At 68.6% G+C, this 26,551-nt stretch carries 22 protein-coding genes and 2 pseudogenes; 8 read left to right on the top strand and 16 right to left on the bottom strand.

What is annotated here, in order from left to right:
• Nucleotides 1–5: 5 nt before the first annotated feature.
• Both polA and BST13_RS13675 read right to left on the bottom strand, forming a co-directional pair.
• A complete protein-coding gene (polA, locus tag BST13_RS13670) occupies nt 6–2,666 on the bottom strand; it encodes a DNA polymerase I (protein WP_170064292.1) in 2,661 nt (886 codons plus the stop codon).
• A gap of 64 nt (nt 2,667–2,730) precedes the next feature.
• Nucleotides 2,731–3,615 (bottom strand): LysR substrate-binding domain-containing protein, encoded by an 885-nt coding sequence (locus BST13_RS13675; protein ID WP_083164571.1) that lies wholly within the window; start codon nt 3,613–3,615, stop codon nt 2,731–2,733.
• A gap of 71 nt (nt 3,616–3,686) precedes the next feature.
• On the opposite strand from BST13_RS13675, the gene BST13_RS13680 reads away from it, so the two are divergent.
• Entirely contained in the window at nt 3,687–4,808 is a 1,122-nt protein-coding gene (locus tag BST13_RS13680) for an FAD-dependent monooxygenase (protein WP_083164572.1), read from the top strand.
• Entirely contained in the window at nt 4,805–5,476 is a 672-nt protein-coding gene (locus BST13_RS13685) for an alpha/beta fold hydrolase (protein WP_083164573.1), read from the top strand. The genes BST13_RS13680 and BST13_RS13685 overlap by 4 nt, the downstream gene beginning before the upstream one ends.
• Here the strand turns inward: BST13_RS13685 and BST13_RS13690 are convergent.
• Together BST13_RS13690 and BST13_RS13695 are read right to left on the bottom strand one after the other, a co-directional pair.
• Entirely contained in the window at nt 5,415–6,860 is a 1,446-nt protein-coding gene (locus BST13_RS13690) for an FAD-dependent monooxygenase (protein ID WP_083164574.1), read from the bottom strand. The genes BST13_RS13685 and BST13_RS13690 overlap by 62 nt on opposite strands.
• On the bottom strand, nt 6,857–7,426 hold the full coding sequence (locus tag BST13_RS13695) for a TetR/AcrR family transcriptional regulator (RefSeq protein WP_083164654.1): 570 nt from the start codon (nt 7,424–7,426) through the stop codon (nt 6,857–6,859). Before BST13_RS13695 ends, BST13_RS13690 begins: the two co-directional genes overlap by 4 nt.
• A gap of 45 nt (nt 7,427–7,471) precedes the next feature.
• On the opposite strand from BST13_RS13695, the pseudogene BST13_RS13700 reads away from it, so the two are divergent.
• The 4 genes and pseudogenes from BST13_RS13700 to BST13_RS13715 form a co-directional block, all read left to right on the top strand.
• Nucleotides 7,472–7,576: pseudogene (locus BST13_RS13700) on the top strand (benzoylsuccinyl-CoA thiolase); the annotation flags it as partial.
• Between the two features lie 123 nt (nt 7,577–7,699).
• Nucleotides 7,700–8,380 carry a hypothetical protein gene (locus BST13_RS13705; RefSeq protein WP_083164575.1) on the top strand — a complete coding sequence of 227 codons (681 nt, stop codon included), beginning with the start codon at nt 7,700–7,702 and terminating at the stop codon, nt 8,378–8,380.
• Nucleotides 8,381–8,454: 74 nt separating this feature from the next.
• A complete protein-coding gene (locus BST13_RS13710) occupies nt 8,455–8,919 on the top strand; it encodes a Zn-ribbon domain-containing OB-fold protein (RefSeq protein ID WP_083164576.1) in 465 nt (154 codons plus the stop codon).
• Nucleotides 8,919–10,118 (top strand): lipid-transfer protein, encoded by a 1,200-nt coding sequence (locus tag BST13_RS13715; RefSeq protein ID WP_083164577.1) that lies wholly within the window; start codon nt 8,919–8,921, stop codon nt 10,116–10,118. Before BST13_RS13710 ends, BST13_RS13715 begins: the two co-directional genes overlap by 1 nt.
• A gap of 60 nt (nt 10,119–10,178) precedes the next feature.
• Here BST13_RS13715 and BST13_RS13720 read toward each other — a convergent pair whose 3' ends face one another.
• Complete coding sequence (locus tag BST13_RS13720; RefSeq protein ID WP_083164578.1) at nt 10,179–12,134, bottom strand: primary-amine oxidase; 1,956 nt, start codon at nt 12,132–12,134, stop codon at nt 10,179–10,181.
• A gap of 32 nt (nt 12,135–12,166) precedes the next feature.
• A complete protein-coding gene (locus tag BST13_RS13725; protein ID WP_083164655.1) occupies nt 12,167–13,660 on the bottom strand; it encodes a carboxylesterase/lipase family protein in 1,494 nt (497 codons plus the stop codon).
• A 78-nt stretch (nt 13,661–13,738) separates the two neighbouring features.
• Here BST13_RS13725 and BST13_RS13730 point away from each other — a divergent pair, with 78 nt between their 5' ends.
• Nucleotides 13,739–14,437 carry a hypothetical protein gene (locus tag BST13_RS13730; RefSeq protein WP_083164579.1) on the top strand — a complete coding sequence of 233 codons (699 nt, stop codon included), beginning with the start codon at nt 13,739–13,741 and terminating at the stop codon, nt 14,435–14,437.
• Here BST13_RS13730 and BST13_RS13735 read toward each other — a convergent pair.
• Nucleotides 14,434–14,763, bottom strand: coding sequence for a hypothetical protein (locus BST13_RS13735; protein WP_211296090.1), 330 nt, complete (start codon nt 14,761–14,763; stop codon nt 14,434–14,436). The genes BST13_RS13730 and BST13_RS13735 overlap by 4 nt on opposite strands.
• Nucleotides 14,764–14,900: 137 nt before the next feature.
• Here BST13_RS13735 and rbpA point away from each other — a divergent pair, with 137 nt between their 5' ends.
• Complete coding sequence (gene rbpA / locus BST13_RS13740; RefSeq protein WP_026356597.1) at nt 14,901–15,239, top strand: RNA polymerase-binding protein RbpA; 339 nt, start codon at nt 14,901–14,903, stop codon at nt 15,237–15,239.
• A gap of 74 nt (nt 15,240–15,313) precedes the next feature.
• Here rbpA and BST13_RS13745 read toward each other — a convergent pair.
• The 9 genes and pseudogenes from BST13_RS13745 to BST13_RS13790 all read right to left on the bottom strand — a co-directional run.
• Nucleotides 15,314–16,036 (bottom strand): annotated as a pseudogene (locus BST13_RS13745) (polyprenol monophosphomannose synthase); the annotation flags it as partial.
• Nucleotides 16,037–16,092: 56 nt separating this feature from the next.
• On the bottom strand, nt 16,093–17,973 hold the full coding sequence (gene lnt, locus BST13_RS13750) for an apolipoprotein N-acyltransferase (protein ID WP_095533539.1): 1,881 nt from the start codon (nt 17,971–17,973) through the stop codon (nt 16,093–16,095).
• Nucleotides 17,966–19,558 carry an amidohydrolase gene (locus BST13_RS13755; RefSeq protein WP_083164582.1) on the bottom strand — a complete coding sequence of 531 codons (1,593 nt, stop codon included), beginning with the start codon at nt 19,556–19,558 and terminating at the stop codon, nt 17,966–17,968. The genes lnt and BST13_RS13755 overlap by 8 nt, the downstream gene beginning before the upstream one ends.
• 21 nt (nt 19,559–19,579) lie before the next feature.
• The gene (locus tag BST13_RS13760) at nt 19,580–20,074 is read right to left on the bottom strand and encodes an FxsA family protein (protein WP_083164583.1); all 495 of its coding nucleotides are present in this window, start codon (nt 20,072–20,074) and stop codon (nt 19,580–19,582) included.
• Between the two features lie 47 nt (nt 20,075–20,121).
• Nucleotides 20,122–20,508 carry a PPOX class F420-dependent oxidoreductase gene (locus tag BST13_RS13765; protein WP_083164584.1) on the bottom strand — a complete coding sequence of 129 codons (387 nt, stop codon included), beginning with the start codon at nt 20,506–20,508 and terminating at the stop codon, nt 20,122–20,124.
• Entirely contained in the window at nt 20,495–20,899 is a 405-nt protein-coding gene (locus BST13_RS13770; protein ID WP_062830474.1) for a PPOX class F420-dependent oxidoreductase, read from the bottom strand. The genes BST13_RS13765 and BST13_RS13770 overlap by 14 nt, the downstream gene beginning before the upstream one ends.
• Nucleotides 20,900–20,919: 20 nt before the next feature.
• Nucleotides 20,920–24,558, bottom strand: a complete 3,639-nt coding sequence (gene cobN / locus BST13_RS13775; protein ID WP_083164585.1) for a cobaltochelatase subunit CobN — start codon at nt 24,556–24,558, stop codon at nt 20,920–20,922.
• Between the two features lie 273 nt (nt 24,559–24,831).
• Nucleotides 24,832–25,302: a hypothetical protein gene (locus BST13_RS13785; RefSeq protein ID WP_245839593.1), complete on the bottom strand. Its 471-nt coding sequence runs from the start codon at nt 25,300–25,302 to the stop codon at nt 24,832–24,834.
• Nucleotide 25,303: 1 nt separating this feature from the next.
• The gene (locus tag BST13_RS13790; protein WP_083164587.1) at nt 25,304–26,551 is read right to left on the bottom strand and encodes a DUF58 domain-containing protein; all 1,248 of its coding nucleotides are present in this window, start codon (nt 26,549–26,551) and stop codon (nt 25,304–25,306) included.

A 26,551-nucleotide genomic window follows, 5' to 3' on the forward strand; every position in this document is an offset into this window, starting at 1 on the left:
AACCGCTAATGCGCGGCGGCGTCCCAGCTGCGGCCGTAGCCCACCGACACCTCCAATGGCACATCCAACGGGTAGGCGTTGCCCATGTGCTCACGCACCAGCGCCTCGAGGGAATCCCGCTCGCCCTCGACGACCTCGAACAACAATTCGTCGTGCACCTGCAGCAGCATGCGGGATTTGAGCCCTGCCTCCTTGATGGCCTTGTCGACGTTGATCATCGCGACCTTGATGATGTCGGCCGCACTGCCCTGGATAGGTGCGTTGAGCGCGGCCCGCTCGGCGGCTTCCCGGACGTTGCGGTTGCTGCTGTCCAACTCGGGCAGATAGCGCCTGCGGCCGAATACCGTCGAGGTGTAGCCGTCCTTGCGGGCCTGATCGACGACGTCGCGCAGGTAGTCCCGGATGCCGCCGAACCGCGCGAAGTACTGCTCCATCTGCAGCTTGGCCTCTTCGGTGGAGATCTTGAGCTGGCTGGCCAGGCCGTAGGCGCTCAACCCGTAGGCCAGGCCGTAGGACATCGCCTTGACCCGACGGCGCAGCTCCGGGGTGACCTCGTCGATGGGCACATCGAACGCTCGGGACGCGACGAACGAATGCAGATCCTCACCGGTGTTGAACGCTTCGATGAGGCCCTCGTCGCGGGAGAGGTGGGCCATGATGCGCATCTCGATCTGGCTGTAGTCAGCCGTCATCAGCTCGGCGTAACCCTCGCCGACGACGAACGCGTCCCGGATGCGCCGGCCGGCCTCGGTGCGGATCGGGATGTTCTGCAGGTTGGGCTCGGTGGACGAGAGCCGGCCGGTGGCGGCGATGGTCTGGTTGAACGTGGTGTGAATCCGGCCGTCGGATGCCACCGAATTCAGCAGGCCGTCGACGGTCACCTTGAGCCGGGTGGCATCGCGGTGGGTGAGCATGTGCTGCAGGAACGGGTGCCCGGTCTTGTCGAACAACGATTGCAGCGCGTCGGCGTCGGTGGTGTAACCGGTCTTGGTGCGCTTGGTCTTGGGCATCTCCAGCTCGTCGAACAGCACGACCTGCAGCTGCTTGGGCGAGCCGAGGTTGATCTGCTTGCCGATCACCGCGTAGGCGGCTTCGGCGGCGTCGCGGATCTGATCGGCGAAGTCGCTCTGCAGTTCCTTGAGATGGTCGCTGTCGACCGCGATGCCGGTCTGCTCCACCTCGGCGAGCACCCGCTGCACAGGCAGTTCCATCTGGCCCAGCAGTGACGATGAGTCGATGCGGGCCAGTTCCTCGTCGAGCGCGTCGGCGAGGTCGGCGACCGCCGAGGCCCGCAGCAGCAGGGTCTGCACGGCCTGCTCGTCGACGCCCTCGGTGTCGTCGAGCAGCGAAAGCTGTTGCTGCCCGGTGTCTTCGGCGCGCAGTTCGCGTTTGAGATAACGCAGGGACAGGTCGTCGAGCGCGAAGCTGCGCTGCCCGGGCCGCACCAGATACGCGGCGAGCGCGGTGTCGGACGTGACCCCCGCGAGGGTCCAGCCGCGCCCGGCCAGATCGTGCATGGCGAGCTTGGCTTCGTGCAGCGCCTTCGGCGGGCCCGGATCGGCCAGCCACGACGCGAGTGCCGCCTCGTCGTCGGGAGTCAGCGTCGCGGTGTCCAGGTAGCAGCCTTCCCCGTCGGCCGAGGCGATGGCCAGCGCGGTGGCGTCTGAGTCGAACGCCCGGTGGGTACCGACCACGGCAAGGCCGAAGCGTCGGCCGTTGCTGTGCTCGGCGAGCCAGGCCGCCAGCTCACCGGGCGCGAGGACACCGCCACGCACCTCGAAACCTGCCTCGACCTCGGGATCGGCGGAGCTGAGGGTGTCGAACAGCCGGTCGCGCAGCACCCGGAACTCCAGGTCGTCGAACAGCCGATGGATGTGGTCGCGATCCCACGGCAGCATCCGCAGCGTGTCCGGGGTCTGCGCCAACGGCACGTTCTTGACCAGTTCGGTCAGCTCGCGGTTGAGGATGACGTGGGAAAGGTTGGCGCGCAACGCGTCACCGACCTTGCCCTTGACCTTGTCGACGTTGTCGACCAGCGCCTGCAACGACCCGTGCTCGAGGATCCACTTGGTGGCGGTCTTCTCCCCCACGCCGGGGATACCGGGCAGGTTGTCGCTCGGGTCGCCCCGGAGTGCGGCGAAGTCCGGGTACTGGGTGGGGGTCAACCCGTATTTGGCGACGACAGCGTCCGGGGTGAACCTGGTCAGCTCGCTGACCCCCTTGACCGGATAGAGCACCGTGACGTCGTCGCTGACCAACTGCAACGAGTCCCGGTCACCGGTGACCACGAGCACCCGGTAGCCGGCGTCCTCGGCCTGCGTGGCCAGGGTCGCGATGATGTCGTCGGCCTCGAAGCCCTCCTCGGACAGCACGGTGATGCCCAGCGCGTTGAGCACTTCTTTGGTGATGTCGATCTGGCCCCGGAACTCGTCGGGCGTCGCCGAGCGCCCCTCCTTGTACTCCGGGTACTTGTCCTTGCGGAACGTCTTGCGGGAGACATCGAACGCCGCGGCGATATGGCTGGGCTGCTCGTCGCGCAGCAGGTTGATGAGCATGGCGGTGAAGCCGTACACCGCGTTGGTGGTGAGCCCGCCCTGGGTCTTGAAGTTCTCGGCGGGCAGGGCGTAGAACGCACGGAACGCCAGCGAGTTGCCGTCCAGCAGCATCAACGTGGGCTTGTCGGTCGACACAGGCGGGGCATCAGTCGCGGTAGGGCTCACGGCCCTAACTCTAGGCACCACCTCCGACGAGTTCGGCGGCCATCTCGATCAGGGCCCGCGCGGCCGGGCTGATCGGCCCGGTCGCACGCCAGGCCAGCACCAACCGGCCGCGCAGTTCGGGCCGGATCGATAGCGCGTGGACATCGGTGCGTTCGCGCGCCACCGAGCCCGGCACGATCGCCACACCCAGCCCGCGAGCGGCGAGATCGGCGAGCGCATCGGGCGTGGCAGCCTCGAACACGACGTGCGGTGTGACCCCCGCCGCGACACAGGCCCGGTCGAACTGCCGCCGGATCCCGCCGCCGGCCGGCAGCGCGATGAGCGGGCGCTGCGCAAGCGCGGCGAGCCCGACCGTGCGGCGAGCCGCCCAGGGATCGGTGCGGCCCACCACGGCCTCGATCGGCTGGTCGGTCGTGGTCGCGACCGCCAGCCCCTCGGGCACCTCGTCGGAACCGACCGAGGTGATCGCGACGTCGAACCTGCCGCTACGGACACCGTCGATCAGCGCGTCCGAGGTGTCGGTGGTCAGCGCGATCTCCACCGCGGGATGTGCCTCGTGGTAGTCGGCGAGCAGTTGCGGCATGTCGACGTTGTGGGCTGTCACGGTGCCGATGGTCACCGAACCGCGGACCAACTGGGCGAGCTCGTCGACCGCGGTCCTGGCCTGACGCACCGCCTCGAGCGCGGCCCGCGCGTAGGGCAACACCGCTTCGCCCGCCGCGGTGAGCCGGACCTCCCGGCGGGACCGGTCCAGCAGGGGCTGGCCCAATTCCCGCTCCAGCCGGGCGATCTGGGCGCTGACCGCGGGCTGGGCGACGTGCACCCGCTGCGCGGCGCGGGTGAAGTTGGCTTCCTCGGTGACGGCGACGAAGTACTCGAGCTGCCGCAGTTCCATAACCTATGATTATAGTTTGTGTAGTCAGATGGTATTGGACTTATAAGAGCTGCTCCGCGCAGGCTTGAGACATGGACATCGTGATCGCCGGGGCCGGTATCGGCGGCCTCACCGCAGCTCTGACCCTGCACGCCCGCGGAATGGGCGTCACCGTGGTCGAATCGGCACGTGAACTCGCCCCGTTGGGCGTCGGCATCAACCTGCTGCCGCACGCCGTACGGGAGTTGCACGAACTCGGCCTCGGCGACCCCTTGCAGAACATCTCGGCAACCCCGGCGGTCATCGACTTCTACACCTCCGACGGCGCCCTGCTGTTCCGCGAACCCCGCGGAATCGAAGGCGGATACGGCTATCCGCAGTGCTCGGTGCACCGCGGCCGGCTGCAGATGCTCCTGCTCGGCGCGGTGACAGACCGGCTCGGACCCGATGCGGTGCGCACCGGTGCGGGCGTCGTGGGGTTCACCGAATCCTCAACGGGTGTGCGCGTGCAGACCCGGGCCGGGGAGCTCACCGCCGAGGTGTTCGTCGGCGCGGACGGTGTGCACTCGATGGTGCGACGCACACTGCATCCCGGCCCCGATCCCCTGTCCTGGTCGGGCGTGCGGATGTTCCGCGGCGCGAGTCACATGCCGGCGTTCCTCGACGGCCGCACGATGGCAATCGTCAAAGGTCCCGCCGGGGTCGAACTCGTCACGTACCCGATCGGCGGCGGCCTGGTGAACTGGGTGCTGCAGATCCCCGAAGCCGAACCCGGTCCACTGCCCGGCGACGCGAACTGGAACGCCCCGACCGACCCCGCCGTCGTCGCCGCCCACATGTCGGGCTGGCAGCTGGACTGGCTGGACCCAGCGGCCCTGGTGGCCCGTTCGGACGCGGTCTTCGAGTATCCGATGGTCGACCGAGAGCCGTTGTCCCACTGGGGCACTCACCGAGTCACCCTGCTCGGCGACGCCGCCCATCCGATGTATCCCGTCGGAGCCAACGGTGGCTCACAGGCCATCCTCGACGCCCGGGCCCTCGCCGATGAGTTGGCCGCGGGGCGAGGCGTGGCCGGCTACGAGGCCCGGCGCGTCCCCGAAACCGCTGCGGTGGTGCGGGCCAACCGCGAGATGCATGCGGGCAGCCCCGATGACCTCGCCCGCGTCACCGCCGACTACCGCCGAAACACGTTCGCCGACAGGAGTTCCCGATGAGCACCTTTGTCCTCGTGCCAGGCGCATGCCATGGCGGCTGGTGCTTCGACGACCTGGCCACCGCGCTGCGCGCCCACGGTCATCGGGTGGTGGCACTCACCCTGACCGGCCTCGCCGAACGCGCGCACCTGCTGCATGCGGGCGTCAACCTGGACACCCACATAACCGACGTCCTCGCCGAATTCGACGCCCACCGCATCACCGACGCGGTGCTGGTGGGACACAGCTACGGCGGCATGGTGATCACCGCAGTAGCCGACCGGATCCCGGAGCGCGTCAGCGCGCTGATCTACCTGGATGCGTTCGTGCCGCGCGACGGCGAATCGTGCTGGACGTTGACCAACGACGAGCAGCGACAGTGGTATACCGCTGTCGACGCCACCGGGTACGGCGTGCCTCCGCTGCCGTTCTTCGACGAGCGGGCCACCGCGCATCCGCTCGCCTCGCTCATGCAGCCGATCCGGCTCGGCGACGAGCCGTCGGGCGTCCGCCGCGTGTACGTGCGTGCGGAGAACTGGCCGACGGAGTCGCCGTTCGCTCCGACCTACGCGCGGGTGTGCACCGACCCGGCGTGGACGACGTATTCGCTCGACGGTGCACACAACCTCATGCGGGACAACCACAGTGATCTGGTACGGATCCTGAGTGGCGTAGCCGGTGAGCGATGACCGCCGGATTCGTGCTGATCGCGCCAATGTGTCCGTCGGGCCGAATCAGGACGTAGGAGCCGGCAGGCACGTCATAGTCGAGGTTAGGGCTGACGCGGACGCTGGGAACCTCGAAAGCGACTGTCCCTGCATCGAATTCGAGCACTGTCCAGTGCGGCCCGCGGAAGATGTCGAACAGCCGGCGACCGTCCGGCAGCAGGCCGTCGGGCGCTCGGTCACCGACCTGCAGGTGACCGAACACGTCGTCGGAATCGGCGAGCGGCCCGGCCCGGTAGCTGATGTCCAACTGGTGAATGGCCGCGGGCGCCGGCCCGGTCGAGCCGAAGCCCTGGCGATGCAACACCCCACTGAGGCGCAGCACGTCGGCTGCGACGGGCATACGCTCAGCCTCATAGCTGTCCAGCAGTTGATCGGGCGCGCCTGCCAGCACCGCAGCCAGCTTCCACCCCAGGTTGTAGGCGTCCTGCACACCCGTGTTGACGCCCTGTCCCCCGGCCGGTGAGTGGACGTGGGCGGCGTCACCGGCCAGAAACACCCGGCCCATCCGGAAGCGTTGCGCCATAAGCAGATTGACGCGGTACAGCGAGATCCACCGCAGGTCCGAGAGCACCACGTCGCGTCGTCCCGAGCGCTCGTAGAGCATTTTCTGCATGCCCTGCAGCGTCAGCGCGGGCGGCTCCTCGCCTGCAGCCATGGTGACCACCAGCTGGTAGTGCTCGCTGCCGGGCAGGTTCCACAACGAGAACCGCTTGGACTGATCGCCGTCACGCGTCAGCAGGTGACAGCGCCGGCCCTCGAGCCCAGTGGCTCGCACGTCACCGACGACGATGCGCTCTTCGGTCAGCGCGCCGCCGAGAAACTCGACGCCCGACGCCTTGCGCACCGTACTACGGCCGCCGTCGGCGCCGACGAGAAAGTCCGCATGGATCGGACCTCGGTTGGTATGTACGGTGACACGGTCCGGATCTTGCTCGAAACCCGTTACCTCCGTGTCGAATTCGATGGTGCCGCCGAGTTCGGCGAACCGCGCCGCCAAGATTTGGTCGGTGCGCCACTGCGGGATCAGCCACGTGAACGGGTACGGCACTGCCGGCGTGGGTTCCAGCTCGGGCAGCCCGAGGAGTTCGTAGATCGCCTTGTCCCAGACCACGTCCGCACCGCGGTAGAGCCGCATGGACGGAAAGGGCTCCCCGGCCGCCAGCACCGCACCGCTCACCCCGAGGTCGTCGAAAACCTCCAATGTGCGTGGCTGCAACCCTTTGCCGCGCGAACGCGGGAACAGCGTCGCCGCCTTGTCCAGCACCCGGCACGGCACGCCGCGCCGGGCCAGCTCGATGGCCAGGGTCAGCCCGGTGGGCCCGGCGCCGGCGATCACGACGGTCATCGATCGACACCTCCGAGCAGGACCAGCAGCACGCCTTCGACGAGCCGGGCACTGAACGCCGCGTCGACGGGCCGGTCCAGGTGCATCTGCCGCAGGATCATGGCTTCAGCGACATCGTGGATCAGCTCGACGTCGGTGTCTGGGGCGATGTCGCCGCGGGTGATGGCTCGTTGCAGGGCGTCGTGGAACGGCGAGAGCTCCTCTTTGTCGAGGTGTTCACGCATGGCCTGGGCCAGCTGTTCGTCATGGCGCATGAGCGTCGCCAATTCGGCCGTCACCCGCGTCAAGGGATCGGCCACATTGGCGGCGATGGCATCCATCACCGCGTAGAGGTCGTTACGCAGCTGCCCGGTATCGGGCACTGCCGCGTTGCGCGCGGCGTCGGCGGCATCGAGCGTGGCACGGACCAGCTGGGCCTTGTTCGGCCAGCGGCGATAGATCGTCGCCTTGCTGGCACCCGCGCGCGCCGCCACGGCATCGATGGTCAGCGCCTGGTATCCCCGCTCAGCGAGCAACTCGGCCGTCGCGGCCAACACGGCCTGCTCACGCTCCATACCTCGAACCATGCCGGAAGCGTACGAAACTGTCTCGTACACTTCAACCGAATTGCGCCGTATCGCGAGTCCGACCCGTTCGAGCCGTTCGCGGTCGCCGCGATCGAGCTCGCCGACGAAGGACTGATCGTGGCGGGCAAAGTCGTCGAGGGCACGCTGTCCAAGCCCCAGATCCGCGGACGAATCTGTGAATAATGCAAGGAACGTCCCGCAGGCTGGTCCGCCCCTTCCCCGCCCGGTGACGCTGCGCACACAGTGAATGCGCGGCGAGGGAAGGAAAGGCCAATGGCTACAGATCCGACGAGCACCGGCGGCGGAGACGGTTCGGACGAGTTGCTGATTCCGTACCCGGCCGAGGACGGAACCGCAAGGTTGTTCGGCGGCCTGTTCATGACCGCTCTTGCGCTGGCGCCCGCATATCTCCTTCCCGTCGTGTGGGCAGACGACAACGGCCACCCGCTGGCCGCGAACGAGGCCGCGCTGCTTACTGCGGTGTTTGTGCTGTGCAGCGCGTTCTTTGTCTGGATAGCGACCCGCAGTCTCATCCCTTGGTGGCGCATCACCCGCGGCACCTGGTGGTTACGGCTGTCAGCTTCAGGCCTGGAGATCAACGACCGGCTCGGACGACCGCAGCGCTACCGATGGCGCGACTTCGAGCGGTTTCTCCTGGTGCCCACCCCCGCCGATCTCAACAGCGCGGAATTGGCCGCTCAACTGACTTTCGGCGAGAAAGTCGCGCAGGGCGTCGAACATGGCGGCGTTCCGGTGATCGTCGTCGGCTTGGTGCCCGGGTTCCAACTGGCGCCGACCTACCACCGCAGTATTTGGCACAAGCGGATCAACCGCCTCTATCGCGCCTTCAACGGACCCACGCCCGACGGCATTGTGATGGAATTTTGGGACCGGCCATACGACCAGGCGGTCGAGATGCTCAACGAGTGGCTGAAGCGCTACCGGAACGCGTGACGTTGCCGCGCACTCACCGCGTCAAACTGGAACACGTTTCAGTTTTGCCGTCCGATTCGGTTACGCTGAGCCCCGTGCCAGCAGCAACCACGCAACCCGCGATCGAAGGTTGGTTCACCACCGACGACGCCGGCGTCACCCATCTCATCGGCGGCAAGTGCACGCAGTGCGCCACCTACGTGTTCCCGCCGCGGGAGAACAACTGCCCCAATCCTGCGTGCGACAGCGACACGCTCGACCTGGTGCCGTTGTCCCGCCGCGGAAAGGTGTGGAGCTACACCGAGAACCGCTACCTCCCGCCGTCGCCGTATCCCAAGTCCGATCCGTTCGAGCCGTTCGCGATCGCCGCGGTCGAGCTGGCCGACGAAGGTCTGATCGTGCTGGGCAAGGTCGTCGAGGGCACGCTTGCCGCCGATCTCAAGGTCGGGATGGAGATGGAGTTGACCACCATGACGCTCTACACCGATGACGAGGGTGTCGAACGCACCACCCACGCCTGGAGGGTTGCGGACGCGAGGAGCAAGGAGGGCACAGCCTGATGAGTCCAGAGCCTTTGTACATCCTCGGCGCGGGCATGCACCCATGGGGCAAGTGGGGACGCGACTTCACCGAGTACGGCGTCGTCGCGGCCCGCGCCGCGCTGGCCGAAGCCGGCCTGGACTGGCGCCAGATCCAACTCGTGGCCGGCGCCGACACCATCCGCAACGGCTATCCCGGCTTCATCGCGGGGTCGACGTTCGCCCAGAAGCTGGGTTGGAACGGCGTGCCGGTGTCGTCGTCGTATGCGGCATGTGCCAGCGGTTCGCAGGCTCTGCAAAGCGCGCGCGCCCACATCCTGGCCGGATTCTGCGACGTCGCACTGGTGATCGGCGCCGACACCACGCCCAAGGGGGCGTTCGCCCCGGTCGGCGGCGAGCGCAAGAACGACCCGGACTGGCAGCGTTTCCACCTCATCGGCGCGATGAACCCGGTGTACTTCGCCCTGCTGGCGCGACGTCGGATGGACCTCTACGGCGCAACCGCCGAGGACTTCGCGCAGGTGAAGGTGAAGAACTCGCGCCACGGCCTGCAGAATCCGAATGCCCGCTACCGCAAGGAAACTGCGGTCGAGGACGTGCTGGCCAGCCCAGTCGTCTCCGATCCCCTGCGCCAGCTCGACATCTGCGCAACCTCTGACGGTGCGGCCGCGCTGATCGTGGCCTCGAAGTCGTTCGCGGAGAAGCACCTTGGTTCCGTAGCAGGTGTCCCGTCGGTGCGGGCCATCTCGACCGTGACCCCGCGCTACCCACAGCATCTGCCCGAATTGCCGGATATCGCAACAGATTCCACCGCTGTCGTGGCCGCACCCGAGCGGGTGTTCAAGGATCAGATCCTCGACGCGGCCTACGCCGAGGCCGGCATCGGACCCGAGGATGTCAGCCTGGCCGAGGTGTACGACCTGTCCACGGCACTCGAGCTGGACTGGTACGAGCACCTGGGGCTGTGCGCCAAAGGTGAAGGCGAGCAGCTGCTGCGGTCCGGGGCCACGAGCATCGGCGGCCGGGTGCCGGTCAACCCGTCGGGCGGGCTGGCGTGCTTCGGCGAGGCGATTCCCGCGCAAGCCATCGCGCAGGTGTGCGAGCTCACCTGGCAGCTCAAGGGCCAGGCCACGGGCCGTCAGGTCGAAGGCGCGAAGGTCGGCGTCACCGCCAACCAAGGCCTGTTCGGCCACGGCTCGTCCGTCATCGTCGCGCGGTAGCTTCCGCTGCCCGCGAGCGTGCGCGTCGGGCAGCAGACACGCACGCTCGCGCAGACGGGGTCAGTGGTGGGCGGCCCTGGCAGGGGTGTGCTCGCAGGCCGCCGGCGGGGTCGGCGGAACATCGAGCGACGGGTTGCGGTCGAAGAAGCCGTAGGGCTTGAGCCAGAACGACACGATGTCCACGGGCATGATCGGCCAGTCCTCCGGGCGGGTGATGTGGTGGATGCCGAAGACGTACCACAGCACCACGTCGGTGTTCTCGATCGACCGGTTGGCCTTCGTCCACTCCGCGATCCCGCTGTCGGCAGCCGACTGGTTGACGAATTCGCCTGCCGGCCAACGCTCGTCGGGGCTGTTCGGGGTCACCCACAGGGTGTGCCCGATGACGGTGGCGCGCTGGAAGACCGGTGACGCCGGATCGAACATGGCCGGGAACGCGCCGGTGGGAACGAGTTTGTAGGACGGATGGGTGCCCAGGCCGTTGGTGACGTTGGTGTTCACCACCTTCCAGGCCCGCTGCGTGGCGAAGTTGGTGTCCTGCTTACCCTCCTCCTCGGTGCGCAGCGGCTGGTTGCGTGTCACCAGCGACAGCCCGAGCGGGTTGTCCGGGCCCATCGGCTCGGCGTACGACTCGGTCATGTACACCGTGTTGTCGCTGCCGTCGATGTCGAGATCCAGGCGGGCGATGAGGAAATGCTGGTGGTACGGCGCATAGGTGCGCTCGTCGACCAGGGTGCCGTTGGGATGCGGCTGCCCGGGAGCCACCGGCGTGGTCACCATGATGCCCGTGGCGCGGACCTCGCACTCGATGTTGCCGTCCTGGTAGAACCGCCAGTACACCAGGTATTCGTAGTTGGCGACCGTGACATGTGACGACACCGTGAGCCTGCGCATACGGCGCACCTCGGCGCCGGCGTCATAGTCGACGTGCTTCCACAGCACGGCGTTGTCTTCCTCGTGGATGCACACGGCGTTCTTGATGGTGTACGGCTCACCCTTGCTGTTGTGCAGCACCGCATCCAGGTAGCGGATCTCGCCGAGGCAGTCGCACCCCAATTCCAGCGACGTGGTCATGAATCCCAGACCCCACTCGCCGATGTCGAACGCGGTGCGCCGGTAGTGGTCCACCGACGGATCGCGGTACGGCACCACCATCTCCGCGAACGACATCCGGTGCGCCACCGACCGTTCCGTGTCGCCGTCGCGGTAGCGCACGGTGTGCAGGGTCATGCCCTCACGGTGGTTGAACCCCACCCGCAACGACCAGTTCTGCCACTTGAGCAGGTTGCCGTCGAGCGTGAACGACGGCCCTTCCGGCTGAGTGATGTTCAGCGGCTTGAGTGGCTCACGCGTGGAGGCCGCACGGATGCGCTCGGGAATGTGCCGCGGCACGTATTCGCCCATCACAGCGGGCTTTTCGTTGCTGCCGTCATCCTCGATGCGCAGCAGCTCCATGGTGTTGAGATCGATCACGCAGTGCAGCCCGCTGACCGGATGCGCGTACGGATTGGCCCCTTCGGCGTCCTTGTACCAGGTGTCCGACCAGCCGATGCGGCGGTCGCGGAACTCCGGCGGCGCAACGGCATCCCCGTACGTCCAGGTGTCCATGAACACGTTGTCCATGTTGGTGATACCCCGTTTGGCCAACGCGGCGATCACATCGGGGTGGTTGCGCAACGCCGCGTCGCACTCGGTGAATTCGTCGACGGTGAAGTTCGCCTGCACCCCTGGGACATGGTCGAACGACTCGACCTTGTCGTCGGACAGCGAGACCACCGACTTGTAGGTGGCGTTCTCGGCCCGGTCGAGGCAGATCACCACGGCACGTCGCGGCGGCGTCGACCCGCCGTTGTCGAACGCCGCCAGCTCTGCCTTCGACGGCTCGATGAGCTCCACCGATGCGATGCGCCAGTCGTCGCCCACACCATGTTCACGCCGCAATATCGCTGCCGCGGCGGTGAACTCGTCGGCGGACAGCGGATCCAGGGGGTAACTCACGCGACCACGGAACCACATTCGGCACCGTGCGCGCAGCGGATCGCGCAGACTCAGCGTCCCGCCAGCGAAAAGCCTTCCCACGCCTGGCGTCGTTCGGCGGCAGGGTCCAACTCGACACGAGATACCCGGTCGAATACCAATACCGCACGCTTGTAGTCGGTGTAGGTCGGCCAGCCCTCACCGGGGATCCCCGACCGGGAGAAGGCCCGCCATCGTGACTGCACGTCGCGGCACACTCGGCGGGCCGACCGCTGATCGGCCACCGCCGTCAGCAGCGAGCCGTATGTCGTTCGGTACGTATCGAATACGGCCAGCAGTTCCATTGCGTGCGTGGCACCGAACCCCGACCAACGCAGCGTGCGCGGGGCATAGTCGTAGCGGTACACGTACGTCGGCGCGTGCCGGCTGTGCGCCTCGGCGATCTGCCAGGTGGCCGACCCGAAGGCGAAGTCACCGCCGAGCTGTATACACGCCGCGTCGCTCGGGTAGTGCGGGTAGGCGGCCAGGATGCGGTCCCGGTGTTCGGGCTCCGCGCTGGCAAACAACTTCTCGATCATCGGCTGGTTGGTTGGCAGCAGCGGCAGGAACCGGGTGAACAACCGGCCCTCTTCGGCGTTGTTGCCGACGATCAGCGGCAGCCGGTGCGCGGTGCCGTCGGCCATCGCCTCCACCGGATCGGCGGGCAGGAATTCGGTGCCGCTGGTCGGCCCGACCGGAAACGCGCCAGGCATGTCCGTCATGCCTCGGGAGATCAGCCGGTCCAACGCCTTTCCCAGCTCCGCCGGACGGGCCGAGTGGATCGCCGCGGGGCCGCCGACCATTTCCGCGAACTGCTCGGCGAGCCGGGCCGCCGCGCCGGCCGTGCTGACCATCCCGCTGGCCGGGCTCTCCGAGATCACCCGCGCGAACAGGCCCTTGGCCGCGGGCACCGCCAACAAGGTGGCGACCGCCTGCGCGCCCGCGCTCTCCCCGAAGATCGTCACATTGTCCGGATCGCCGCCGAACACCGCGATGTTGTCGCGGACCCACTGCAGCGCGAGCACCAGATCGCGCAGGAACACGTTGTCCTCGAACGTGTGGTCCTGCGTCGACAGTGAGGACAGGTCCATGCAGCCGAGCACGCCGAGCCGGTAGTTCACCGACACGTACACGCATCCGCGGCGGGCCAGGGCCGCACCGTCGTAGAGCGGCGTGGCCGAGCTGCCCATGATGTAGCCGCCGCCGTGTACGAAGAACATCACCGGCAGTGGGTCGGGGTGCGGCTTTTCGGGCGCGACGACGTTGAGCGTCAGGCAGTCCTCGCTCATCGCCTGATATTTGCCAACTCCGAGCAACGTATAGCGGCGCTGCTGCGGGGCGCAGAGGCCGAACTCGTGGCAATACCGCACGCCGGGCCACGGTTCGGCGGGCTGCGGGGCACGAAACCGCAGGGGACCCAGCGGTGGCCGGGCGTACGGGATCGAACGCCACCGGTGCACCCCGTCGCGGGTGAAACCTTCCACGATGCCGGTCCTGATCGTTGCCCGGACGGTCCGTTCGTGCATGAGCCCGACGGTAGCGAACATCACCGCCCCGCGCCGCGCCTGGGCGGCAGACACACCGGCTACCGCTAGCCTGGCGGGATGCGGATTGCTGTGATCATCGCGGCGTCTGCGCTGCTGGCAGCGTGCTCAACCGGGGGCGGCGGGGAGAGTACATCGACGTCGCAGGACCGATTGTCGGTGCCGACCAGCTCAGCGCAGCCGTCCAGTGCCAAACCGACGGCGACGACGACTACCCCTCCCGTGCCCACCGCGGCACCACCCGCCGGCACTCCGATGTCCCAGGTCATTCGATGGGTCGAGGCGGGCCCGCAGGCCGATCCGGCCGGTTTCCACACCGCAACGCGCGGCGGCGAGACCACCAACCTCGGCGATGACGTCGCATTCGTCACGACGGCGGGCAAGTGTGCGACCGACAAGCTGGTCAACGGGCAGCTGGCCTGCCTGGTGAAGACCGACGGCCTGCCCACCAAGCCGTCGGACGTGGAGGGTGAGTGGATCGCCGGGTGGGTGGACTTCACCGGCCCGACGCTGGAGGTGGGCTCGCTGCACGGTGACCCGGGCCGGTTCACCTACGGCGACGGGGCCAAGCTGCCCACCGGCGGATCGATCGCGTTCGGCGACTACCGGTGCCGCGCTGACAGCACCGCACTGGTATGCGTCAACTACGCACACCAGTCCGGGATGCGGGTGAGTCAGGCGGGCGTCGAACCGCTCGGCTGCCTGAAGCCGACACCCCCGGCCGTCGGCATCGGCCGACAGTTCAGCTGCCCGACCTAACGCCAGCCGTCGGCGGCCTTGGCGGCCACCATCAGCGCGTCGCACAGTTGCCGCAGCTCGTCGGCGGCGGCGCCCTCGTCGACTGCGGTCGCGAGGTCCTCGGCCGCGCATCGCACCTGGTAGACGCGGTCGGAGAGTTGAGCGGCCTCGTCGGCGGTGAGCACCACCGAATCCGGGGCCAGGGAGGTGCCCTTCACCAGCGCACGCTGCTCGTAGGCCCGTTGGCGGCAGGACTGTCTGCAGTACTGACGCCGGCGTCCCATCCCCGCATCGGCTACCTCACGTCCGCACCACCGGCACGGCTGCGGACGATGACGTCGGGCGATTCCGGTGGCCATGGCACCCGACTGTAGACGGCCGCCGCTCGTGATCGGGGTATCATCGACGGTTGAGTCGGGAACCTGGCAACGCCATCAAGCGTTGATACATCCGGATAATTTTGCGTGAACGAGGAGTGTTGACGATGGCTGATCGTGTCCTGAGAGGCAGTCGCCTCGGAGCCGTGAGCTACGAGACCGACCGCAACCATGATCTGGCGCCGCGTCAGGTCGCGCGCTACCGCACCGACAACGGCGAAGAGTTCGATGTGCCGTTCGCCGACGATGCAGAGATCCCCGGCACCTGGCTGTGCCGTAACGGTATGGAGGGCACCCTCATCGAGGGTGACGTGCCTGAGCCCAAGAAGGTCAAGCCGCCCCGTACCCACTGGGACATGCTGTTGGAGCGCCGTTCGGTGGAGGAGCTCGAAGAGCTGCTCAAGGAACGTCTCGACCTGATCAAGACCAAGCGTCGCGGCAGCTGACACCGCTTACAAGTGAGCGAGGGTGCGCTTCGGCGCACCCTCGCTCACTTTTTGTGTCAGCTGGATGCGCCGCGGGCGCGGTCCAGGCGGCCCTTGAGACCCCACTCGGCGACCTTGAACATCGCCTCGCGAATATTGGATCCGCTCATCTTCGAGACGCCCAGCTCACGTTCGGTGAAGGTGATGGGCACCTCGACGACGCTGAAGCCGTTGTTGATGGCCCGCCAGGTCAAGTCGATCTGGAAGCAGTAGCCCTTGGAGTCGACCGCGGACAGATCGATCTTCTCCAGCACCTCGCGCCGGTAGGCGCGGTATCCGGCGGTGATGTCGTGGATGCCCACGCCCAGCAGGAACCGTGAGTAGGTGTTGGCCGTCTTGGACAAAACCAGCCGGCGGCGCGGCCAGTTGCGTACCGTGCCGCCGGTGACGTAGCGCGAGCCGATGGCCAGGTCGGCGCCCGCGTCGACGGCGTCGAGCAGCCGGTAGAGCTCCTCGGGCGCGTGGCTGCCGTCGGCGTCCATCTCCACCAGCACCGAGTAGCCGCGGCCCAGGCCCCACGCGAATCCGGCGAGATAAGCCGCGCCCAGGCCCGCCTTGCTGGTGCGGTGCATGACGTGCACGCGGTCCGGGTCCGCCAGGGCCAGCTCGTCGGCCAACTCGCCCGTGCCATCGGGGCTGCCATCGTCGACGATCAGCACATGGACGTCTGGCCGGGCGCGGTGGACCCGCCCGACGATCAGCGGCAGGTTCTCCCGCTCGTTGTAGGTCGGGATGATGACCAAGGTGCGCCGGCTGGGGGTGGCATCGTCCTGGCGAGGGGTCTCCCCCGAGCTCGCTCCGTCACCGGGGACTGTCATGTGACTCCTTCATCGTCGCCGGCGTTCGCCTTCCGGCGCCGGAACATTCTTGGCACGAACCCGCCATTTTGCCGTATCGCGATGACCGCCGCCGCAACAGCGGCCCCGAAACCGGCCACGACCAGCACCGCTTGAACGGCGGGGCCCCATCGGGTGGCCGCCGTCAGGTCGGATTTGAGGCGGATCTGACTGTCCAGGTACGCCGGCTGGAACCATTCGGTGCGGGCCAGCTCGCGGCCGTCGGGCGCGATGACGGCGCTGATGCCGGTGGTGCCCGCGACCACCACGTAGCGGTCGTGTTCGACGGCCCGCAGCTTGGCGAACGCCAGCTGCTGGGAGCTCATCGTCGCGTCGAATGTGGCGTTGTTGGTCGGCACCGCCAACACCTGAGCCCCGTTGAGCACCGATTCGCGGGCCGCCCGGTCGAAGATCACCTCCCAGCAGGTGGTGACCCCGATGGGCACGCCCGCGGCGTGCACGACGCCGTCGCCGGTACCCGGGACGAAGTAGCCGGCGCGGTCGGCATACGACGACAGGTGGCGGAAGAAGCCACGCCACGGCAGGTATTCGCCGAACGGTTGGACGATCTGCTTGTCGTGGCGTTCACCAGGACCGGTGGCCGGGTCCCAGACGATCACGGTGTTGTTGGCGACAGGGTTGTCGGGTGTGTAGCCGTCGGCTTTGACGACGCCGCCGACGAGGATCGGCGCCTTGATCGCGTCGGCCGCGGCGCTGATCTGTGCGGCGGCGTCGGCGTTGGCCAGCGGGTCGATGTCGGAGGAGTTCTCCGGCCAGATGACGAACATGGGCTGTGCGGCCCGGCCTGCCCGGACGTCGTCGGCCAGCAGCCCGGTCTCGCGGACATGGTTGTCGAGCACGGCACGTCGTTGCGCGTTGAACTCCAGGCCAAGCCGTGGAACGTTGCCCTGCACCGCGGCGACGGTCACCGATGGTTCGTCGGCGACGCCGACAGCGGAGTGCCGCACCTGCGGCCACAACAACGCGCTGCCCAACAGCACCACCGAGACACAGGCACCGGGAAGCACGACCGCCGGTGGCGGTACGCCGGGCTTGTGGCCGTGGTGCCACCACTGGACGATCTCGCACGCCACCAGGGTCAGGCTGAACGCGGCCAGCGCGACGGCGAACGACACCAGCGGCGCCCCGCCCACCCGCGCGATCGGCAGAAGCGGGCCGCTGGACTGACCGAACCCGACCACGCCCCACGGGAATCCGCCGAACGGCACGGTGGACTTGAGCCATTCCGCGGCGACCCACAACGTGGCGAACCACAATGGCCAGCCCGGTAACTGGCGGACCAATACCGCCAACAGCCCGAACACCCCGCAGAACAACGCCTGCAGCGCCGCCAGCGCCAGCCACGGCGCGGGACCGACCAAGCCGCTGATCCACGGCAGCAGCGGGATGTAGAACGCCAACCCGAACAGGAATCCGTAGCCGAAACCGCCGGCCCGGGTGGTGGACGGCAGTGTCAGCACCCAGCCCAGCAGTGCCAGCCCCGCGAACGCCGTGGCCCACCAGCCCACGGGCGGGAAGCTCGCCCATACCAACAGCCCGCCTCCGATGGCGGCGCCCAGTTGGGCCCAGCGGTCGAGGGTCGCGCGGCCGAAGCGGCGTCCCCAGGCCGTGAGCGCGGCGAGTCGGTCCGACGGCGGCTTGGGTGGCTCGGTCTCCGCGCCGGGATCGTCGATCTCGACGTCTTCGTCGAGCCCGGGCCCGTCCTCGCCGTCGGCGAATTCGTCCTCGAGGTCGTCGTCGTCGCGCTCGTCGTCCTCGTCGGCGACCGCCGGGAGGACCTCGGTGACATCGTGGGGCCGGGCGCGCAACCGTTCGAACCGCTGGCGGTCGCTAGCCATGGATGACGACACCCCGATGAACGGTCTGCCGGCACCGCGGCAGCGCGGCCCCGGCCGCCAGCCGCGGCAGCGCGGGCACCCGCGAGCGCGGGTCGGTGGACCAGCGCTGCACGGCGTTCGCCGGTGCACTGACTTCCAGATCGTCGGCATCCCAGATCGCGTAGCTGGCCGCCGCGCCGGGAACCAGGGTGCCGGTGACACCGTCGCGCACCCCACCGGCCCGCCAGCCGCCGCGGGTGGCCGCGGCGAACGCGGCACGCGCGGACACTGCGCTGCCCGGGGTGCGGTGTTCGACGGCCGCGCGCACGGTCTGCCAGGGGTTCATGCTGGTGACCGGGGTGTCGGAGCCGAACGCGAGGGGCACGCCTTCGGATGCTAACAGCGCAAACGGGTTGAGCCGATGGACTCGGTCAGGCCCGAGGCGCTGAGCGTACATACCGTCGTCGCCGCCCCACAGGGCATCGAAGTTGGGCTGCATGCTGGCGATGACGCCCCACGATCCGAGCCGGGCGGCCTGGGCCGGGCTGACCATCTCCAGATGTTCCAGCCGGTGCCCGCAGCGGGCGACCGCCGGAGCGCCAAACGCGTCGACGACGGTTGCCAACGCATCCACGACGGCGGTGACGGCGGCGTCGCCGATGACGTGGAACCCGGCGGCGATGCCCGCCTCGGTGCACGCCCGCAGGTGGGCGGTGATGGTGTCGGCGTCGAGGTAGCAGTTGCCGCAGGTGTCGGGCGCGTCGGTATACGGCTCGTGCAGCCGCGCGGTACGCGATCCGAGCGCACCGTCGACGAACAGATCACCGGCGAGCCCGCGGGCGCCGGTCTCGTTGATCAGCGTCCTGGCCGCCTCGGCGTCGCTGACGGCTTCGCCCCAGTAACCGACGATCTCGACGCCGTGGTCGAGTCGGCGCAGTTCGTGCCAATCGTCGAGGCCACCGATGTCGGGGCCTGCGCATTCGTGAACCGCGGCGATACCGTGGCCGGCCGCGTGGTCGAGGGCTGCGAGCCGCGCGGCGTGACGCTGGGCCGGTGTGAGGCGCTCGCGGGCCGCGGCGCGGACCAGATGGTGGGCATCGGCGCGCAGCGGGCCCTGCGGAGCGAACCCCGCCGCGTCGGCCAGCCCGGGCACCATGGCGCGAAGCGCGCTGCTGGCGACTGCCGAATGCACGTCGACACGGGCCAGGTAGGCGGGCCGGTCGCCCAGCACGGCGTCCAGGTCCGCAGTCGTCGGCGGGGTGCGCTCGGGCCAGCCCGACTCGTCCCAACCATGGCCCCAGACCGGGCCGTCCGGATGCCGCCGCGCATGTTCGCCGAGCAGCCGCAGACATTCGGCCAGCGAGGAGGCCCCACGCAGGTCCAGACCGTCGAGATTGAGCCCGGTGGCGGTGAGGTGGACGTGACTGTCGACGAACGCGGGAGCGACGAAGCCGCCGTCGAGGTCGACGACGCGGGCGTCGGGGAACTGCAGGCGGCCAACGTCGTCGCTGCCGAGCCATGCGATGACGCCGTCGCGCACGGCGAAGGCGGTGGCGTCGGGATGGGCGGGACTGTGGATCCGCCCGTTGATCAGGAGTGTGGTCAAAGGCTGGTGAGGTATGTGCGGCTAGGCCGTGGGAGGCAGACGATGCGGTTCGTTGGCGCTGAAGTCGACGACGTCACCATCGATGACTTCGCCGTCAATGTAGTCGCCACGACCGCCGTAGGACGCGGCGGCACCGGTGGGCCAGGTGAATCCGGGCGCGCCGACTGTGACGATCGGTATCCGCTTGGCCGCCATCGCCGTCAGCATCGGACGCGCCGCAGCCCTCGTCGGCGGTAACAGCAGCAGTGCTCCCAGCACCGAGCTCGCCAGGCCGGGGATCACCACCAGCACGGTGCCCAACGCGACGAGCAGGCTGTCGACCGGTGCGGACGCGTCGGTCAACCCTGAGCGCAGCCGGCGGAGCTGTCGGTTCAGCTGGGAACCCGCCAGCATCAACCCCACGACGAAGGTGGCCAGCAGCAACAGCACCGTCCAGCCGAAGCCGATGGTGGCCACGAGGGCGATGATCACCGCCATCTCGACCAGTGCGTAGATGCCGAACAGCCGCTTTGCCATGTCTGTTCAACGTTTCGCGGCGCCGACGGGTTCCGTCCCGCCGGGAATCAGGCAGGCGCGGCCTGGACCTCGATGGCGGCGTGCACCTTGTCGATGCCGCCGCGCAGCAGCGCCTGCGGGATGAAGTACCACGCGTGGTTCCAGTACCGCTTGATGATCTTGTCGAACACGCGGCGGGTATCGGCCTTCGGAAGCATCCGGGCCACCGCCTCGACGGGTTCGCCCTTGACCTTGCCGAGCACGCCGCACCTCTGGATGGTCACGCGCGGCGTGTTCTTGATGCGCCGGGTCTTCCAGGAGCCGTCGTCGGTGATGATCAGCAGCTTGTCGCCGTCGGGCACGCCCCACACCGGCGTCGGTTTGGGCTTGCCGTCCTTGGTGAAGGTGGTCAGGAGCAGGTATTTCTCGCGGTATACGTCATCAAAGCTGGGCATCGTCGGTCTGATTCACCGCTTTCAGTTCGATCGAAACGTTGTTCTTCATGCCCCCGCGCAGCTTCGAGAAGACGTTGAACGCCTTGCCGATCAGCCCGTAGCGCTTCCCGATCGCGTCGTACGTGGCGCCGTTGTGAGTCTTGTCCAGGATGCGGGCCGTCGCCTCGACCGCCTCGCTCTTGGGGTTGCCCCGTGCATCACACGCCGCGAGCGTGACCCGCGGGGTGTTGCGGATGCGCTTTACCTTCCAGGACTTCTCCTGGGTGATCACCAGCAGCCGGTCCCCGACGGGTGCGGCCCAGATGGGGGTCGGCTTGGGCCTGCCGTCCTTGGTGAACGTGGTCAGCAAGATGTACTGCGCCTTGGCAACATCGGCGAACGTCACGGACATGCGCCCAATGTAACCGTGGGTCAGCCTTCCAGCTCGCCCTCGGTTTCGAGCAGCACCTGCCGCAGCCCGTCCAGCGTGGCCTGCTCGGGCTGTTCCCACATCCCGCGCCCGGCGGCTTCGAGCAGCCTCTCGGCGATGCCGTGCAGCGCCCACGGGTTGGATTCGGCCATGAACTTGCGGTTCTCGTCGTCGAGCACGTACTCGGCGGAGAGCCGCTCGTACATCCAGTCGGCCATCACGTGCGCGGTGGCGTCGTAGCCGAACAGGTAGTCGACCGTGGCGGCCATCTCGAACGCACCCTTGTAGCCGTGCCTGCGCATCGCGGTGATCCAGCGTGGGTTGACCACGCGGGCCCGGAACACCCGCGTGGTCTCCTCGCCCAGGGTGCGGGTGCGCACCGCATCGGGCCGGGTGTTGTCGCCGATGTAGGCGGCGGGGGCCGTGCCGGTCAGCGCGCGCACGGTGGCCACCATGCCGCCGTGGTACTGGAAGTAGTCGTCGGAATCGGCGATGTCGTGTTCGCGGGTGTCGGTGTTCTTGGCCGCCACGGCGATCCGCCGGTACGCGCGGTTCATGTCGTCGGCGGCGGGCCTGCCGTCCAGATCACGACCGTAGGCGAACCCGCCCCAGGCCGTGTACACCTGCGCCAGGTCCGCGTCGTCGCGCCAGTTTCGGCTGTCGATCAGCTGCAGCAGGCCTGCGCCGTACGTTCCCGGTTTGGAGCCGAAAATCCGTGTGGTGGCGCGCCTTTGGTCACCATGCTGGGCCAGGTCGGCTTGCGCGTGGGCGCGCACGTAGTTGTCCTGCGCCGGTTCGTCGAGACCGGCGACCAGCGCGACGGCGTCGTCGAGCATGGTGACGACGTGGGGGAAGGCGTCGCGGAAGAAGCCGGAGATGCGGACGGTGACGTCGATGCGGGGCCTGCCCAGTTCGGTCAGCTCGATCGGCTCCAGGCTCACCACACGGCGCGACGCATCGTCCCACACGGGCCGAACACCCAGCAGCGCAAGCACTTCGGCGATGTCGTCGCCTGCGGTGCGCATGGCCGAGGTGCCCCACACCGACAAACCCACCGAGGCAGGCCATCGCCCGTGGTCCTCGTGGTAGCGGGCCAGCAGCGAATCCGCCATCGCCACACCGGTTTCCCAGGCCAGCCGCGACGGCACCGCCTTGGGGTCCACCGAGTAGAAGTTGCGCCCGGTGGGCAGCACATTGACCAGCCCACGCAGCGGCGAGCCGGACGGCCCCGATTCGATGAATCCGCCGGACAGCGCCCGCAGCACCTGGTCGACCTCGCCGGCCGTGGCCGCCAGTCGCGGCACCACTTCGGTTGCGGCGAACCGCAGGATGGCCGCCACGTCGGCATTGTCGGTGAGCTGGTCGACAGCTTCGGCACATATGCGGTCCACCGCAGAAGCGTCCCAACCGCTTGCCTGCAGGGCGGCCACGAGCTCCCGAGCCTTGGCCTCGGCAGTGTCGACGGCGGCCCGCTCGTCGCTGCCGTCCTCGACCAGGCCCAGGGCCTGCCGCAGGCCGGGCACGGTCTGCTCGCCGCCGAAGAGTTGGCGGGCCCGCAGAATCGCCAGCACCAGGTCGAGTTCGCCTTCGCCCGTGGGCTTTTCACCGAGGATGTGCAGCCCGTCGCGGATCTGCACATCCTTGATCTCACACAGCCAGCCGTCGACGTGCAGCAGCATGTCATCGAAGCTGTCCTCGTCGGGGCGGTCCGCCAGGCCCAGGTCGTGGTCCATCTTCGCGGCACGCATCAGCGTCCAGATCTGCTGGCGGATGGCAGGCAACTTGCCCGGGTCGAGCGCGGAGATCGTGGCGTGCTCGTCGAGCAACTGTTCCAATCGCGCGATGTCGCCGTAGCTTTCGGCGCGGGCCATCGGCGGGATCAGGTGGTCGACGAGGGTGGCGTGGGCCCGGCGTTTGGCCTGCGTGCCCTCCCCCGGATCGTTGACCAGGAACGGGTAGATCAGCGGCAGATCGCCGAGTGCGGCGTCGGTGCCACACGCGGCGCTCATACCGAGGGTCTTGCCGGGCAACCACTCCAGGTTGCCGTGCTTGCCCAGGTGCACCACGACGTCGGCTTTGAAGGAGCCCGGGAACGCCGAGTCCAGCCATCGATACGCCGCCAGGTAGTGGTGACTCGGCGGCAGGTCGGGGTCGTGGTAGATCGCCACCGGGTTCTCGCCGAAGCCCCGCGGTGGCTGCACCATCAGCACGACGTTGCCGGATTGCAGTGCAGCGACGACGATCTCACCGTCAGGGTCGCGGCTGTGGTCGACGAACAGTTCGCCAGGCGGCGGGCCCCAATGCTCCACCACCGCGTCGGCGAGTTCCGCGGGCAGGGTGGCGAACCACTCCCGATAGTCCTTGGCAGGCACGCGGATCGGGTTGCCTGCCAACTGCCCGTCGGTGAGCCAGTCGGGATCCTGCCCGCCGCGTTCGATCAGGGCGTGGATCAGGGCGTCACCATCTTGGGATTCCACACCGGGGATCCCGTCGACGTCGCCGAGGTCGTAGCCGGCGGCCCGCATGGCTTGCAGCAGCGCCACCGCACTGGCCGGGGTGTCGAGGCCGACCGCATTGCCGATCCGCGCATGCTTTGTCGGGTAGGCCGAGAACACCAGCGCCACACGCTTTTCCGCGGCCGGGATGGCCCGCAGCCGGGCGTGTCGCACGGCCAGGCCTGCGACTCGGGCGCAGCGCTCCGGGTCGGCCACGTACGAGATCAGGCCCTCGTCGTCGATCTCCTTGAACGAGAACGGCACCGTGATGATGCGACCGTCGAATTCGGGCACCGCGACCTGACTGGCCACATCCAGCGGGGACAGCCCGTCGTCGTTACCGGACCACTGCTCGCGCGAGCTGGTCAGGCACAGCCCCTGCAGGATCGGAATGTCCAGTGCGGCAAGGTGAGCCACGTTCCAGGAATCGTCGGCTCCGCCGGCCCCAACCGTCGCGGGCGTTGCCCCGCCCGCGGCCAGCACCGTCGTGATCAGCGCGTCGGCCGTGCCGAGCAGCTCGAGCAACTCGGGTTCGGCGGTGCGCAGCGAGGCGCAGAACAGCGGAAGTGCTCTGCCGCCTGCGTTTTCGATGGCCGTGCACAGTGCGTCGACGTAACCGGTGTTGCCCGCGAGTTGTTGTGCGCGGTAGTACAACACCGCGATGGTCGGCCCGTCACCGGCGGAGGCCGGCCGGTCCAACCTGCCCCAGCTGGGTGTGGTGACCGGCGGGGCGAAGCCGAACCCGGTCATCAGCAGCGTGTCGCACAGGAACGAATGCAGGTTGCCCAGGTTGTCGGTGCCGCCCTGGGCCAGGTAGACGTGGGTCTGCAGGGCGACGCCCTGGGGCACCGACGAATGCCCCATCAGTTCGGCGTCCGGGGATTGCTCGCCGCTGACCACGACGGTCGGCAGGCCGCTGGCCACGACCGCATCGATCCCGTCCTCCCAGGCCCGGTAGCCGCCGAGAATACGGACGACGGCTACGTCGGCCCCGGCGAGCAGGTCGTCGAGCTCGCCGGGGACCAGCCGTGACGGATTGGCCCAGCGGTACCCCGCCCCGCTGGCGCGGGCCGCGATCAGGTCCGTGTCGGACGTCGACAGCAGCAGGACGGTGGGATTCGGGGTGAGGTCAGCGGCGGACGGCACCCGTCATTCGTACCTCACCGGGCGGCTGGAATCAGGGGCGGGTTTCGCCGAAGCGGTTGTGCCACGACTGGGGGTACGGCCGGCCGGCCGCGGCGACCAGCACCAGGACGAGCGCTGCGAATGCGCCAAATGCAAACATGGTCGTTCCTCTCGTATAGCTGGCGGTTATCCCGATACCGGCGGTATCGGATTCTCGATCGAAGGTACGTCCGATCTTCGCGAAAATCCCCAACATGTAAGGGAGCGAACAGCATTCCCGGCCAGTGGCGCCCGTCACATCCGGCGTCCGGAACCCCACGTCGACTCACGCACGAAGGGGCGCACCACCAGCACGTACAGCACCGCGACCGCGACCGGAACCAGCAGCGGCAGCCAGCGCACGCTCAGCGGCACCATCGCCGCAGTGAGCACGACGACGCAGAAACCGACGGCGCACGCCATGCTCGGCACGGTGGTCGTCACCACTGCCGGTGTCTCCACGGCGTGCCGGATCACCAGGTAGGCGGTCGCCGACAGGCCGGCCAGCGCCGCGTATGCCGGCGCCGGATCGCTCAGCGCCAGCGCGGCCGCGGCCGCCAGGACTGCGGCGCTGCTCACCGGCCTGACCATCAGCCCGGCCAGCACGCCTGTCGCGGCCAGCGCCGCGGCCACCAGGGCGGGCCCGTCGGCCGGTACCGCGACCGCCGCGGCCATCAGCAGCCCGAAGGCCGTCGAGACAGTGCGCGGGGCCGGTTGCGCGGGCACCTCAGGACCGCCTCAGGAGCGTTCGGTGCCGGTCGGGAACCAGCCGCATGGCATCGCCAAGCGCGCCGTCGCCCGACCAGTGCACGACGTCGATGCCGATGGTGCTCATGTCCCGGTACATCGCCGACCGCTGCAGCGCCCACATCCGACTGGTGAGGGGATCCAGATCGTCCGCGAACGGCGCACCGTCGAGGACGTCGACCGCGACCACGGCGTGACCGCGCTTGCACAGTTCGATCAATGCCAGCGCGAATTCGGTGCTCAGCAGCGTGGAGAAGGCCACGACGATGGCCCCCGGCGGCACGGCGGCGCGCGGAGCCAGGGTGCCGGTGAGGGTCTCGAATCCGTCGCCCGAACCCAGCACCGCATCCAGGACGCGGTAGAACTGCCGCCTGCCGATGTCGACGCCGAGCCAGCGTGGCCGGTAGCCGCCCAATGCCACGATGCCGGCCCGGTCGCCGTTGCGCAGGGCGGTCTGCACCACCTGCGCCGCGCCGCGGGCGGTGCGCTCGGTGGCCGTGGTCGCCGGTCCGGGGGCCTGGGCGTGGGTGTCGAGCAGCACGACGACGTCTGCGCCGCGGTCGGTCAACCGTTCCGTGACGTGCAACCGGCCCCTGCGCGCGCTCACCGGCCAGTTCACGGTCCGCAGCTGGTCCCCTGGCACGTAGGGCCGCACGTCGGCGTACTCGACTCCCGGCCCGGTATGCCTGGTCAGGTGCACGCCCAATCGGTCCGGCAACTCGGTGCGCGGCAGCGGCGTCGGCTGCGGCGCAGCCCGCGGGAAGACGTATATCTCACAGGCCTCGACCGTGTCGACGCCGACCAGCAGGCCCCCTGGTGCGGTCGCCTCGACGGTGGCACGCACCGGATAACGGCCCCACCGCGGCGCGCTGCCGCACACCGTCCGCCGCTCGGCCGTGGCCCCTTCGACAGCAGTCAACTGCATCCCGGCGGTCGGCGTGACCGTCAGCGCGGCGGGCGCCCCCGTCACCGTTACTGTCACCTTCGCCTGCTCCGACTCGAAGCACCGCACCACCGCGGGCTGACCGGACACCCGGATCCCGCCCACCGACCGCTGCCAATGCACCGAGCACAGCACCCCGATCATCGGCGCCGCGAAAACCAGCAGCTGCCAACGGGATCCGATCACGGCCACGGCCAACGCGGCTGCAGCCACGGTGAGCAGCGACTTGGCCAGTGGCGCGGCCCGCCACCGCAGCTGCGCATCGACGACAGCGGTGTCGGACAT

Source organism: Mycobacterium aquaticum, from assembly GCF_002086485.1.
Taxonomy (GTDB): domain Bacteria; phylum Actinomycetota; class Actinomycetes; order Mycobacteriales; family Mycobacteriaceae; genus Mycobacterium; species Mycobacterium aquaticum.